General features: G+C 63.7%; 14 protein-coding genes. 5 read left to right on the forward strand and 9 right to left on the reverse strand.

The window, feature by feature from the left end; all coding sequences use genetic code 11:
• Window positions 1-24: 24 nt before the first annotated feature.
• The 3 genes from AB4136_RS19765 to AB4136_RS19775 all read right to left on the reverse strand — a co-directional run bounded on the left by AB4136_RS19765 (window position 25) and on the right by AB4136_RS19775 (window position 2,978).
• Complete coding sequence (locus AB4136_RS19765) at window positions 25-942, reverse strand: aldo/keto reductase (protein ID WP_024923684.1); 918 nt, start codon at window positions 940-942, stop codon at window positions 25-27.
• Window positions 943-954: 12 nt separating this feature from the next.
• Complete coding sequence (gene ypfJ / locus AB4136_RS19770) at window positions 955-1,890, reverse strand: KPN_02809 family neutral zinc metallopeptidase (RefSeq protein WP_024923685.1); 936 nt, start codon at window positions 1,888-1,890, stop codon at window positions 955-957.
• 200 nt (window positions 1,891-2,090) lie between these two features.
• A complete protein-coding gene (locus AB4136_RS19775) occupies window positions 2,091-2,978 on the reverse strand; it encodes an MmyB family transcriptional regulator (protein WP_024927238.1) in 888 nt (295 codons plus the stop codon).
• Window positions 2,979-3,077: 99 nt separating this feature from the next.
• Here AB4136_RS19775 and AB4136_RS19780 point away from each other — a divergent pair, with 99 nt between their 5' ends.
• A complete protein-coding gene (locus AB4136_RS19780; protein ID WP_024923687.1) occupies window positions 3,078-3,968 on the forward strand; it encodes an SDR family oxidoreductase in 891 nt (296 codons plus the stop codon).
• A gap of 32 nt (window positions 3,969-4,000) precedes the next feature.
• Here AB4136_RS19780 and mntR read toward each other — a convergent pair whose 3' ends face one another.
• Window positions 4,001-4,456: a manganese-binding transcriptional regulator MntR gene (gene mntR, locus AB4136_RS19785; protein ID WP_024923688.1), complete on the reverse strand. Its 456-nt coding sequence runs from the start codon at window positions 4,454-4,456 to the stop codon at window positions 4,001-4,003.
• A 327-nt stretch (window positions 4,457-4,783) separates the two neighbouring features.
• Between mntR and AB4136_RS19790 the strand changes: the two genes are divergently transcribed.
• Entirely contained in the window at window positions 4,784-6,094 is a 1,311-nt protein-coding gene (locus AB4136_RS19790) for an Nramp family divalent metal transporter (protein WP_244431138.1), read from the forward strand.
• Between the two features lie 86 nt (window positions 6,095-6,180).
• Window positions 6,181-7,029, forward strand: a complete 849-nt coding sequence (locus AB4136_RS19795; RefSeq protein ID WP_024923690.1) for a protein-L-isoaspartate O-methyltransferase family protein — start codon at window positions 6,181-6,183, stop codon at window positions 7,027-7,029.
• 7 nt (window positions 7,030-7,036) lie between these two features.
• Here the strand turns inward: AB4136_RS19795 and AB4136_RS19800 are convergent, their stop codons facing one another.
• Entirely contained in the window at window positions 7,037-8,212 is a 1,176-nt protein-coding gene (locus AB4136_RS19800) for an MFS transporter (protein ID WP_024923691.1), read from the reverse strand.
• Between the two features lie 167 nt (window positions 8,213-8,379).
• Between AB4136_RS19800 and AB4136_RS19805 the strand changes: the two genes are divergently transcribed.
• A complete protein-coding gene (locus AB4136_RS19805) occupies window positions 8,380-8,727 on the forward strand; it encodes an ArsR/SmtB family transcription factor (protein ID WP_024923692.1) in 348 nt (115 codons plus the stop codon).
• Window positions 8,728-9,148: 421 nt separating this feature from the next.
• On the opposite strand, the gene AB4136_RS19810 is transcribed toward AB4136_RS19805, so the two are convergent.
• Together AB4136_RS19810 and AB4136_RS19815 are read right to left on the reverse strand one after the other, a co-directional pair.
• Window positions 9,149-9,412, reverse strand: a complete 264-nt coding sequence (locus AB4136_RS19810) for a hypothetical protein (protein ID WP_024923693.1) — start codon at window positions 9,410-9,412, stop codon at window positions 9,149-9,151.
• A gap of 1,252 nt (window positions 9,413-10,664) precedes the next feature.
• Window positions 10,665-11,093 (reverse strand): hypothetical protein, encoded by a 429-nt coding sequence (locus AB4136_RS19815; protein ID WP_137901925.1) that lies wholly within the window; start codon window positions 11,091-11,093, stop codon window positions 10,665-10,667.
• A gap of 440 nt (window positions 11,094-11,533) precedes the next feature.
• Between AB4136_RS19815 and AB4136_RS19820 the strand changes: the two genes are divergently transcribed.
• Window positions 11,534-11,710 carry a hypothetical protein gene (locus AB4136_RS19820; protein WP_161773048.1) on the forward strand — a complete coding sequence of 59 codons (177 nt, stop codon included), beginning with the start codon at window positions 11,534-11,536 and terminating at the stop codon, window positions 11,708-11,710.
• 24 nt (window positions 11,711-11,734) lie between these two features.
• Here AB4136_RS19820 and AB4136_RS19825 read toward each other — a convergent pair whose 3' ends face one another.
• Window positions 11,735-12,220: a GlcG/HbpS family heme-binding protein gene (locus AB4136_RS19825; protein ID WP_024923695.1), complete on the reverse strand. Its 486-nt coding sequence runs from the start codon at window positions 12,218-12,220 to the stop codon at window positions 11,735-11,737.
• 343 nt (window positions 12,221-12,563) lie between these two features.
• Window positions 12,564-12,695, reverse strand: coding sequence for a hypothetical protein (locus AB4136_RS19830; protein ID WP_275040842.1), 132 nt, complete (start codon window positions 12,693-12,695; stop codon window positions 12,564-12,566).
• Between the last annotated feature and the right edge of the window lie 108 nt (window positions 12,696-12,803).

Genomic DNA, 12,803 nt, shown 5'->3' on the forward strand with positions numbered 1-12,803 from the left:
ATGCAATCCGCCAGGCGGTCAGCCTTACGGCACCGGGTGGCCTTCGCTGGCTTCCAGAATGGCGAACCAGTGCTGGCGGTCGAGATCGATGTCGAGCGCCTTGACCAGCTGGCCGAGCCGTTCCGGCTTCATCGTGCCCAGCACCGGAACCAGCCTGGCCGGATGCCGCAGCAGCCAGGCGATCGCCATCGCCGAGATGTCGTTGACGCCATGCGCCTCCGCCGCCCGCGCCAGCGCCTTGCGCACCCGCTCCTCGCGTTCGCCCTTGCCGGTGAACAGCGAACCGCCGCCGAGCGGCGACCAGATCATCGGCGCGTAGCGCAGCCGCTGCGCGTGGTCGAGCCGGCCGTCATAGAGCGCCGAGGTCTCCAGCACCGAATGTTCGATCTGGTTGGTGACGATCGGGAACGGCAGCCGCGAGGCAAGCAGGTCGAACTGCGACGGCGTGAAGTTGGAAACACCGATGGCGCGCACTTTGCCGGAACGCACCACATCCTCAAGCGTCCGCGCCGTCTCGTCGGCCTGCGTCAGCGGGTCGGGCCGATGCAAAAGCAGAAGGTCGAGATAGTCGGTGCGAAGATTGACGAGCGAACGCTCCACCGAGGCCGCGATATGCGCCGCATCGGTGTTGTAGTGCTCGATCCAGTTGTCCGGCCGGTTGGCCGAGATCAGCATGATGTCGCATTTGGTGACGAGCTGGATCGCCTCGCGCCTGCCCTTCCAGCGCGCCAGCCCGGCGCCGAAGGCAGCTTCCACTTCGTAATCGCCATAGATGTCGGCATGGTCGAAACTGGTCAGGCCGAGATCGACGGCAGTTCCGATCAGCCGCGCCACCGCCTCGGCGTCCGGCCGCTCCGGCCCATCCAGCAGCCGCCAGGCACCGAACACCAGACGCGACAGGGAAAGCTCCGCGCCAAGCGCGATGCGTCGTTCAATCGCCATTTATGCCTGCCGTCAGATCGGGTTGTTGAAGGTGTCGCAGCTCGAAAGCTTGCCGGAATCGAAACCCGCCTTGAACCACTTCTGCCGCTGCGCGGAGGTGCCGTGGTTGAAGCTTTCGGGCACGACGTAACCCTGCATCTTCTTCTGCAGCGTATCGTCGCCGATCTGCTTGGCCGCGTTCAGCGCGCTCTCCAGGTCGCCCTTCTCCAGAAGGCCCTTCTGCGCGGTGTAGTGGCCCCAGACGCCGGCGAAGCAGTCGGCCTGCAGTTCGACCTGCATCGACATGTGGTTGGCGTCCACCTCGCTCATGCGCTGCCGCATCTGGTTGAACTTGGGCAGGATGCCGGTGAGGTTCTGCACATGGTGGCCGACCTCGTGCGCCACGACATAGGCATTGGCGAAATCGCCTGATGCGCCGAACTGGTTGGCGAGCTGATCGAAAAAGGCCATGTCGAGATAGACCTTGTGGTCGCTCGGGCAATAGAACGGCCCGGAAGCGGCCGAGGCGAAGCCGCAGGCCGAACGGATCTGGCCGCTGAACAGCACCAGCTTCGGCTCCTCGTAGGTCAGCCCATTGGCCTTGAAGATGCCGTTCCAGACGTCCTCCGTCTCGGCCAGCACCGTTCCCACGAACTGCTTCATCTCGTCATTGGCCGGCGCGCCCTGCCCGGGCTGGCCGGACTGCGTGTACTGGCCGTTGCCGCTGCCGCTGTCCAGCAGCCCGCCACCGCCGCCCAGCACCTGCATCGGATCGATGCCGAGGAACTTCAGCCCGAAATAGAGCACCACCAGGATGATGATGCCCGAGAGACCGCCGCCGCCGGCGCGGCCGCCGATCGGGATGCGAAACTGGCCGGGGCCGCCACCCAGGCCGCCGGGCGTGCCACCGCCGCTGTCGCTGCGATCGTCCTCGATATTGTCACTCTGACGGCGACCTCTCCAGAGCATGGCAAGTCCTCGTATTGAATAGCGCTTCGGCCGCTTGGCCGAATGCGATCAGTGTTATCGCAACGGTTGTGGCAAGTCACAGGATTTTTGGTTTGGCGGGCATGCGCGAAAGCCCGAAAAATCCCATCCCAACTCTGGCACAGACGGCCGCGCCGGGACGCCAATCTTCACTTTTGGCTTCGACGCTGTAACGGGTGCGCTCAGGCGGGTTCGGCCGGAGCCTTCCTTGCCGCTTCGCTTGCCTTGATCAGGGCCCGCACCTTTTCCTCGTCCTGCGGCGTCGCCGGATTGTAGACCACCATGCCGAGGTCCGGCCTGCCGTCGACGGCGAAGGCCGAAAACTCCAGGGCGATCATGCCGCCGGAGGGATGCTGCAGATATTTGGCGCCTTCAAAATGAGCGCGGATGTCGGTCTCGCGCCACATCTCGGCGAATTCCGGGCTCAGCAGGCTGAGTTCCTGCACCAGCGCCCGGACGTTTTCGCCGGCGCCTGCACGCGCGGCATCGACTCTGAAACCCGCCACGACGAACCGGGCGACGCCTTCCCAGTCCGTCTGTTTTGCGCGGACGCGTGGATTGAGGAAGACGAGGCGCAGAATATTGCGCTGTTCGGGCGCGAGCATGCCGTAGTCGGTCAGCACCGCGGCCGCGGCCGCGTTCCACGCCACCACGTCCCAGGTCGCGGTCTTGATGTAGGCCGGGCTGATCTCGAACGCGTCCAGCACGCGCTGCAGGCGCGGCGAAACGCCTTCCGATGGCCGGTAGCGGACCTCCGGCGGCCGGCCGAGCCCGAGCAGGAACAGGTGTTCGCGCTCGACATCGGTCAGCATCAGCGCGCGCGAAATGCGGTTGAGCACGTCGGCCGAAGGCGCACCGCCCCGCCCCTGCTCCAGCCAGGTGTACCAGGTGGCGCTGATGTTGGCGCGCTGCGCCACCTCCTCGCGCCGCAGGCCCGGCGTGCGCCGCCGCGCGCCTGAAAGACCGAAGGCTGCCGGATCGAGCTTCGCCCGCAGCCCCTTCAGATAGTTGCCGAGCGCATTCTCCGCCATGCAGACCACGCTCGTCTGATTTTCGCCAACGACCGGCATGTTCGTCCTGTTAGTTATTATACCTGTATAACATCACTACTTTACCAGGATATCACACTGATCCACATCGGTCTCCATTCCAGTCAGGAGACCATCTTCATGCGTATATTCGTTACTGGTGCCACCGGCTTTGTCGGTTCCGCCGTGGTTCAGGACCTCCTCGCGGCCGGACACGAGGTCATCGGCCTCGCCCGCTCCGAGGGTGCGGCTGCATCCCTCACGGCGGCTGGAGCCACCGCGCATCGCGGCTCGCTCGATGACCTCGACAGCCTGCGCCGTGGCGCGGCGGCCGCCGACGGCGTGATCCACACCGGCTTCATCCACGACTTCTCGAAATTCAAGGAGAGCTGCGAGACCGACCGGCGTGTCATCGACGCGCTCGGCTCGGCGCTTTCCGGTTCCGGTCGCCCCTTGGTCGTCACCTCGGCGACCGGCCTGCTTGAGGGACGCCCGCTCGCCACCGAAAACGATGCGGCCATTTCCGGCCCGAATCCGCGTGTCGCGTCGGAAGAAGCCGCTGCAGCGCTTGCAAGCCGGGGCATCAATGTTTCGGTTCTGCGCCTCGCGCCCTCGGTGCATGGCGAGGGGGATCACGGCTTCGTGCCGATGCTGATCGATCTTGCACGCCGCAAAGGCGCGTCGGCCTATGTGGGTGACGGACAGAACCGCTGGCCGGGCGTACACCGCATCGATGCCGCACGACTTTTCCGGCTGGCGGTTGAGAAGGGTTCGGCCGGCGCCCGCTACCACGCGGTTGCCGAGGAAGGCATTCCGTTCCGCGAGATTGCCGAGGTCGTCGGTCGCCGCTTGCAGCTCCCTATCGTCAGCCTGTCGCACGAGGAAGCGAACGCCCATTTCGGCTGGCTTGCGCATTTCGCGGCGATGGACAATCCGACGTCGAGCGCACAGACCCGGGAATGGCTTGGTTGGCACCCGAACCAGCCGGGGCTGATCGCCGATGTCGACGGGCCGGGCTACTTTAAAAACTAAGCGGGGCTCCCGGGGCCTGTAGCCCGCGGCCCTTACAACCCCTTCGCCATCGCCTTGCGAAAGGCTCCCAGCGTCTCGGCGCTGACATGGTGCTCTATGCCTTCGGCGTCGATGCGCGCCGTCTCCGCGCTCACGCCCAGCGCGCGCAGGAAAGCCTCCACCGTCTGGTGGCGGTCGCGGCTTTCCTCGGCCACCTTGCGGCCGGCGTCGGTCAGGAACACGCCGCGATAGGGCTTGCGCGACACCAGCCCGTCGGCGCACAGCCGGGTCAGCATCTTGGCCACCGTCGGCTGCGCCACGCCCAGCCGCGCCGCGATATCAACCTGGCGCGCCTCGTTGCCGTCCTCGATCAGGTCGGCGATCAGCTCGACATAATCCTCCACCAGCGCGCTGCGGCGCGCTTCGCGGGTCTGGCGAAAACCTTCCGAATGCACTTCGGCATCCGGCAGCGGCTCGTCGCGCGGAACGGATTTCGGTCTCGACGCCAATCGTTTCTCCCAGGACTGATCCGGCCTTCCGCTTTTATAGCATGGGCTTTGATTTTTCAGGGACATTTATGCCGCCACGCCGAACGTACCGGAAACCCGCCCTTTTTCGTGCTGCACCACCCGAAGCGGAACAGCGCTCTAGTCGCCCCTTAAGCGAAAAAGCTGGCACAATCAAAAAGCCAAGACAATGAAATATAGCATATTGCATAATGTTGAGCATGGGCATAAGTTCACCCTGCCAGTTCATACATTCCCCGCAGGATCATAAGCATGCAAGACGCCGAGACCGCCGACACGCTATCCGCCGGCAGGCAATTCTTCCGGCCGATGGGCGATGCCAGGCCGAGCCTGCCGGAGGTCAATTCCACCATCGCCGTGCCAACCACCGGCGTCTGGTTCCGCCGGCTGTTCGCCTTCATGGGCCCTGGCTACATGGTCTCCGTCGGCTATATGGATCCCGGCAACTGGGCCACCGACCTCGCTGGCGGCGCCCAGTTCGGCTACACGCTGCTTTTCGTCATCATGCTGTCCAACCTGATGGCGATCCTCCTGCAGGCGCTGGCCGCCCGCCTCGGCATCGCCACCGGCCGCGACCTCGCCCAGGCCTGCCGCGCCTATTATCCCAAGCCCGTCGCCTACGCCTTGTGGGTGGCCTGCGAACTCGCCATCATCGCCTGCGACCTCGCCGAGGTCATCGGCACCGCCATCGCGCTCAACCTTCTGTTCGGCATCCCGCTGATCGGCGGCGCGCTGATCACCGCGCTCGACGCCTTCCTGGTGCTGCTGCTGATGAACAAGGGCTTCCGCTATCTCGAAGCCTTCGTCATCGCCTTGCTCATCGTCATCTTCGGCTGTTTCGCCGTGCAGATCTTCGCCGCAGCGCCGCCGGCCGGCTCGATCCTGCATGGCCTGTTCGTGCCTTCGTCCGAGATCGTCACCAACCCGGCCATGCTTTATGTCGCCATCGGCATCATCGGCGCCACGGTCATGCCGCACAATCTCTACCTGCACTCCTCCATCGTGCAGACCCGCGCCTATCCGCGCACCGAACCCGGCAAGCGCGACGCCATCAAATGGGCGACGCTCGATTCCACCATCGCGCTGATGCTGGCGCTGTTCGTCAACGCCGCCATCCTCATCGTCTCGGCCGTCGCCTTCCACGGCAGCGGCAACCAGGACGTCGCCGAGATCGGCCAGGCCTTCCAGCTCCTGTCGCCGCTGCTGGGCTTGAGCATCGCCTCGACCTTGTTCGCCGTCGCCCTGCTCGCCTCGGGCCTCAATTCGACGGTGACTGCGACGCTCGCCGGCCAGATCGTCATGGAGGGCTTTCTCCATCTGCGCATCCCGCAATGGGCGCGCCGGCTGCTCACCCGCGGCCTCGCCATCATCCCGGTGGTCGTCGTCACCGCGCTCTATGGCGAAAAGGGCACGGCCGAGCTTCTGGTGTTCAGCCAGGTCGTCCTGTCCATGCAGCTTCCCTTCGCGGTCATCCCGCTGGTCCATTTCGTCTCGGACCGCGAGAAGATGGGTTCCTTCGCCATCTCGCGCGGCGTCGCGGTGCTGGCCTGGGTGGTGGCAGCACTCATCCTCGGCCTCAACTTCAAGCTGCTCTACGACACCATCATCGGGCTCGGCTAAGCCCGGTTGCAATTCGCGAAAATGCGCTAGGATGAACGGCGGCGCGGAAGCAATTCCGCGCCGCCGCAAATTTTTGACCGAGCGCCATGACCAAGATCGCCGAAGTCCGCCGCTTCTATGCCCGCCTGCTCGCCTTGCAGGCAGGCGCCCAGGACCCGCGCCTGGAAAAGGCCTTCGCCACCGTACCGCGCGAAGCCTTCCTTGGCCCCGGCCCGTGGACCATCGTCGCCGGTTTCAAGCATCCCGTCGAAACGCCGAGCGCCGATCCCGTCTACATCTACCAGAACAACCTCGTTGCGCTGGACCATGCCAAGGGCATCAACAATGGCGAGCCGCTGCTGCACGCCATGTGGATGGCCAGGGCGGCGCCCAGGCCCGGCGAACATGTCGTCCATGTCGGCGCCGGCACCGGCTACTACAGCGCCATCCTGTCGAAGCTGGTCGCGCCCGGCGGCAGCGTTTCGGCCTATGAGCTCGAAGCCGATCTCGCCAAGCGGGCGCGCGAAAACCTCGCCGGCTTTGACAACGTCACCGTGATCCACGCCGACGCCGTGCAAGCGGAGCTGCCCGCCGCCGACATCGTCTATGTCTGCGCCGGTGTCGTGGCACCGCCGGCATCATGGCTGCAGGCGCTCAAGCCCGGTGGCCGGCTGGTCTTCCCCTGGCGGCCGTCCGAGGCGATCGGGCTCGCCGTCATGGTCACGCGCCTCGACAAGGGCTTTGCCTGCGATCCGTTCATGCGCTCCTGGTTCATCCCCTGCGTCGGCGCCTCGCACAGCGATGCCGCCACCAAGGCTCCCACTCGCGCAGAAGCCGAGCACAGCCGCTCGCTGGTGCTGACCGCGAAAAAGGCCCCGGACAAGACCGCCACCGCCATCTTCGGCGATGTCTGGTTCTCGTCGCGGAGCCTTACGGCAAACGGCAGGCCGAACTAAACGCGACCTACTCCGCCGGCACCGCCGCCGGCTCGGCGCCACGGCGGCTGGCCAGCAGCACGCCGAGCGCCGCCAGCGGGAACAGCGCGGCGACGACACCGAGGTCGACCGGCCCGCCGAAGCGCAGCACCGCGCCGCCCACCACGGCGCCCAGCGCCACGCCGAAATACAGTGCCGAGGCGTTGAGCGAGAGCACGATGGGTGCAGCGTCCGGCGCCAGCTTGACGATGCGGCTGGCCTGCGCCGGCGGTAGCGCCCAGCCGATCAGGCCCCACAGCACCATCAGCGCGAACAAGAGCGGCACCGCCAGCGCGGGCGGCAACGCCGGCACCGCCGACAACAGCGCCATGATGCCGGTCAAAAGCGCCAGCGACCCGCCGACCGTGCGCGTTGCGCCGATGCGGTCGGCCAGCTGGCCGCCGGCGATGTTGCCGGCGACCGCACCGACGCCGAAGGCGAGCAGCAGCGCCGGCAGCGCGATCTCGCCGAGGCCGGCGCCCTGCATGGCCAAAGGCGCGATGTAGGAGAACACGGTGAAGGCGCCGGTCAGCGCCAAGAGCGTCGTCGCCAGCACCGGCAGCACGCCGGGGCGCAGCGCGGCGCCCAGCCGCGCCTGCAGCGACAGCCGCGTGCCGGTCATGCCGCGTGGAAGCCGCCATGCCAGCACCAGCCCGGCCAGCGCGCCGAAGGCGGCAATGGCGAAGAAGGTGCCGCGCCAGCCGGCGAAGGTCGCCAGCAATGCGCCCAGCGGTGCGCCGATCGCCACCGCCACCGTTGTGCCGCCAACGACGACGGCGATGGCGCGAGCGCGGTGATGGCTGTCGACCATCGCCACCGCTGTCGCTTGCGCGGTCGCGGCGAACAGGCCGGACGCCAGCGCCATCACGATGCGGGCGGCCAGAAGCACGGCGAAGGAGGAGGACAGCCCGGCCACGACATTGCCGAGCACGAAGAAGGCCAGCGTCCACAGGATGACGCGGCGGCGGTCCCAGTCGCCGGTCAGCGTCGCCAGCACCGGCGCGCCGACCGCATAGGCCAGCGCGAAGGCGGTGATGAGGGTGCCGGCCAGCGGCACCGAGATGCCGGCGTCGGTGGCGATCTCCGGCAACAGGCTGGAGACGACGAACCCCTCGGTCGAGATGGTGAAGGAACCGAGCGCGAGCCAGAAGATGCGCTTGTCCATGGCATGATCCTTTGTTCAAAAATCATTGAACAATTGAACCTGACTTGGCGATTTGTCAATTCCATGCCACAAGGCTCCTGTCAGCCTCATGTCAGTGGACCGCGCAACCGGCGGTTTGCCGGCGCATTGAACCGGGCCGAAACAGGCCTTACCTTGGGCGCATGTCGATGACCCTGCCGCACCCCACCACCGACCAGATCAGCCTGCCGCTGGTGCTCTCCGTGCTCGGCGATCCGACCAGGCTCGCCATCGTCGCCCACCTCGCCCGCCGCGAGGGCGTGCCGATGAACTGCAGCCGCTTCCTGGCGCTCGGCTCGAAGACCAATCTCAGCTACCACCTGGCCAAGCTGCGCGAAGCCGGCATCACCCGCACCGAAGTGGTCGGCACCAGCCGCCTCATCACGCTGCGCCGCGCCGATCTCGACAGCCGCTTCCCCGGCCTGCTCGACAGCATCATCGCCGGCGCCGGCCTGGAAGCCATCCCCCGCATCGAGGAAGCGTTCGAAGCGGGTTGAGGGGCGGCAGGGCAGACAGACGCCGCAATCGGGCGGCTGATAGCGCTACCCCGCGAAAGGTCAGGAACTCGGTTCGGGATCGCAGATAATGCGATAGCAATCCGCATATTCGAAATAGTCGACAGTACCCCGCTCGGGCGGCTGTCCCTCATTGGCGTATCTTTGAAGGATACGAGAGCATTGCGCTTCCCTGGGAGACGCAACGCTACCACCCGTGTACAGGCTGTACCCGGCCAGGATCAGGCATCCCAGACTGGCAGCAAAGAACAAGGGCCAAAATTTCTTCATCGGGAAGCAGTATTCCGTCTTCCGTTGCTCGGCAATCGAAACGATGCGAAATTATTAATAGTTGTCGTCGCCCTCAAGATCGCGGGCGGCGGTGGTGGGTTGGGCGTGGCGCGGAGACTTTGCGAGATCGTGGCTAACGCCTGCGCTCCTGTCCGCCCGCATATCTCGGCAGGTCCGCAATCGCCGTCTCGAAAGCTTCCCGTATATCTGTTTGGCTGAACCGCTGATCCCACAATTCGGTCATCAGGTGATTGATGGCCAAAGGCAGGAAGGGTTGGTCAGGCCAGGGGTTGCTGTCGTGCAGCTCACGCAATGCGACACCGAAACTCTGCGTAACGCTCGTAGCCCGCAACTGCCATGCGTCTTCCGGGTTGCCCAGATCCATTGGTTTGGTCATGCCCATTCTCCTCAATGCCCGTCATGAAAGCTTTGCCCAGGTGCTGGCAAAGGGCAAGACGGCAACCTTTTCGGGGAAATCGTCACTTAGCCCATATTTATTGCGTTAAATAAAACTAGTTTTTTGCCGAGAGCCCCGCAGCGGAAAACTTTGACAGCTATTCACCTATGCGGGAACGTAAGTTCCGGAGATAATTTTGGGGGACTAATGAAATTTGGGCTCGCTGTCGCTGCATTCTGTGCAGGAATTTGCTTCGCTGCGTCGTCTGCTTCAGCCGGACAAGGGGAGCGAAACAACATCAATTTCTTGGCTGGGAAGAGTGACGCCTATTTGAGCAAGGCTGCGACAATGGCCGGCGATATGGTCGCCGTGACGCAGAGATGCCGGTTTGAGCCGACTGAAGGTGGTAGAGCCATGCTTGCTCTCCCCGTCATTTTGTACGACGGGATGGATAAGCATCTGACGCCAGATCGGTCTAAGTTCCAGAAAGCCATCCACGTCTACGAGAGGGCTTTTGCGATCGCCGTCCAGCGAGCGGGGGATTGCAGAACTGAAAAGGCCAGAGATCCAACGCTGTATCGATAGATTCGGCCTTCGGATCGCAACTAAACCCTTACGCGGCGTTAGATCGAAAGCAGATTGAAGCGCCAGAAGCAGGCGGCTTAGAGCTAGCAGGGTAAGCTGCTGCGCCTCGACACTTGGAGATCATGGCTTCGGGCCATGGCCAGCAGCCAGTCGGGAGGGTAGCCCGGCGCGAGATTTTAGGAGCCATCTGATATCTTGGCCAAAGCCGTGGCATCCGCCCTGGCTGGATTCTCAGAGAGGCGTTGCGGATGGGGGCCATTTGCCAGGATTGCGGGCTAGATACGACGCCGCGCCCGGTAACCAAGGGAACTTGGGAGTGGTACATGGTGCTACCTGAGATATGGGCCCAAGCGGGCATGCCGCCTATGGTTCCCAACGAGCACGGCCTGACCGACGAAGAGTTCCTTTGCATAGGCTGCATAGAGGCGCGTCTTGGGCGGCTTTTGAACGCATCGGATTTCACTTCGCAGCGTGTTAACGAACCTTCGGAGTTTGACACGCCGCGACTAGTCTCCCGCAAAGGCACATAGTCCTCTACGCGCGCTGGTAGGCAACGGCCGCCGAAGATTGCCGTCTCGGTTAAGTGTGCGCAAAGGCCTCGTGAGAGACTGGTCGCTGAAAGATGACAGGCTAAGCTCGGCGCCAGAAGCACGCGGCTTGGTATCTCTCATTTTCCTGGTCTGCTGTGCCAGATCGCGCAGACCGAGGGTAGGTTGGTTCGCTCATCGATCGTACGAGATTTGGACGCTATTCTAAGGCCGTTAGCGGCGGCGGCGGCATTTGCGTTCGCAAAATCACGATCATTGCCCACAGCCCACGTCCACCGGATGGCCTTGTCGGTCGAAGACCATTTGACTTTGACAGCGCGAACAGGATCGGAAGATGTTCCACCGACGACCCTGCACTGGATGGAAACTGGCAACTTGTTGCGGGCGCGCATTTTGTCGGCCTGACGCATGGCGGCGTCATATTGGAGCCAACCGCCCGCGCTTTTCGCGGGTCCATGAGAAACCTCACTAGATGACTGACACCCGGCAATTGCTAGAGCCGAGAGTAACGCCAGTATCGACAGGTTGAGCGAAAACGTTTTCCCCATGCTTTTTCCCCCGATTCTTTGGGAGAGCAAATCACGCGGTCCTATTGCTGTCGAGCACTACAAACTATCACGCAAAGACTTCGGAGGATTCAGACATGAAAGAGCGGCACTTGGGGTGCCTAGAGACAGCTTACCTGCCCGGCAGCAGCAGTCGCAGCCAGCCCGCAAACAACTATTCCGAGGACTGCAATTATGCCGTGTCCGGCGATTTGGAAGTAGCTGGTCTGCCGCAGCGTGGGGATTGCCGCCGACAACAGAAGTGTCCCGGCACAATAAGCGGCGAACGCAAAATACATCCAGACGAGTGGTCGTATGTATATCGGGATTACCACCCAGCAGCTCGCGAACGAATACGGCCCAGCAGTGTAAAACGCCGCAACCGACAGCGCCGCCCACAGCAAACTATGCACGAGTAGCGAAACATCCCGGGCATTTCTGCCATGCTCACGTTGAAGGCCCGCCACGTCCACTCCCCCAATGCCTCTTGTGAAATCTTTGTCCAAGCGCCGGCAAAGGGCAAGACGGCGGGTGAGCCGAGCGGGCCGCAGGCGGTGTTCTCCTGGGCGAAGAAGCGAAAAACGAACTCCGCCGCCGGCGCGAAGGCGGGCGGCGGATGAAAATGCAAACAGCCCAGGCAGAATCTACTTCAACTTGTCCTTGACCTTGTCCAAGGCAGCCACGGCGCATTCTTCATCCAGGTTCCCGCCAGGGGCGCCGCCGATGCCAATCGCACCGATGGTTTCATCGCCGATCTTGATGGGAACGCCACCGGCGAGGACCAGATATCCGGGAATGTCGGCCACGCCGGCGGCCCCGGGATTTTCCTGCACCGTTTTTGCTATCGCGCTCGTCGGCGAACGAGAAGAAGCCGAGGTGAACGCCTTTGCCTGCGCGGCACCGACGGTGTGAGGACCAGCGGCATCGGCCCGCAAAAGCGCCCGGAGCAAGCCGGCGCGGTCGACCACCGCGACCGAGACATTGTAGCCCTTGGCACTGCACGCCGCGACGCCTTCTTGAGCCAGTTCGGTTGCCGTTGCCAAAGAGATATTTCTTTCGTGCAACTCTTCGGCAGATGCCGCCGATCCGATCGCAAACAGAGCAAAAGACGCGCAAACAAGTTTCTTCATCTTAGCCTCCCAAACGTTTGTCGAGCTCCTGGCATGAACATGCCGGGATGATTGAAAGTTGTCGGAATCGATCGAGATATTTGACGGAATAGCGCCCTCCTCTTGTTCCATTCCAGCGGAGGCCCCACGCCCGGGAAACTTGTCAAATTCAAGAAACCACATGCGATCCGGGCCGACAAGCAAAAGCTCGCCAAAGTGGCAACGCCGGCGAGGCGCCCGAACTTCCCATGCCTCTGCGAGGCAGGCCGAGGTATCCGGGCCGCCGAAGGCAACGCGTCGAAGCGGCGGCGGAAGGCCTGGTTGAACGACGAGATGTCGGAGAAGCCGGCTTCGTAGGCGATGTCTATGATGGCGCTTGCGACCCGCGCGGGTTCAAATCAAGACGGCCGATGAAATCATGCACGAAAGCCAGCCGTTCGCCGCGCGGTATGTCCTCGGTCGTCAGCGGCTGCATGTGCGATTGAACAGCGCTCACCAGCCCCCTCGCTCAGCGCATTATTCGTCCCCACGATACACGATTAGCTTCACGTCCCGCCCTCCCCCGCTCTTCGAAGCCCTCTCCGAATGCGGACAGAAGACACGC

It is taken from the genome of Mesorhizobium sp. 2RAF21, from assembly GCF_052115345.1.
In the GTDB taxonomy this organism is placed as follows: domain Bacteria; phylum Pseudomonadota; class Alphaproteobacteria; order Rhizobiales; family Rhizobiaceae; genus Mesorhizobium; species Mesorhizobium terrae.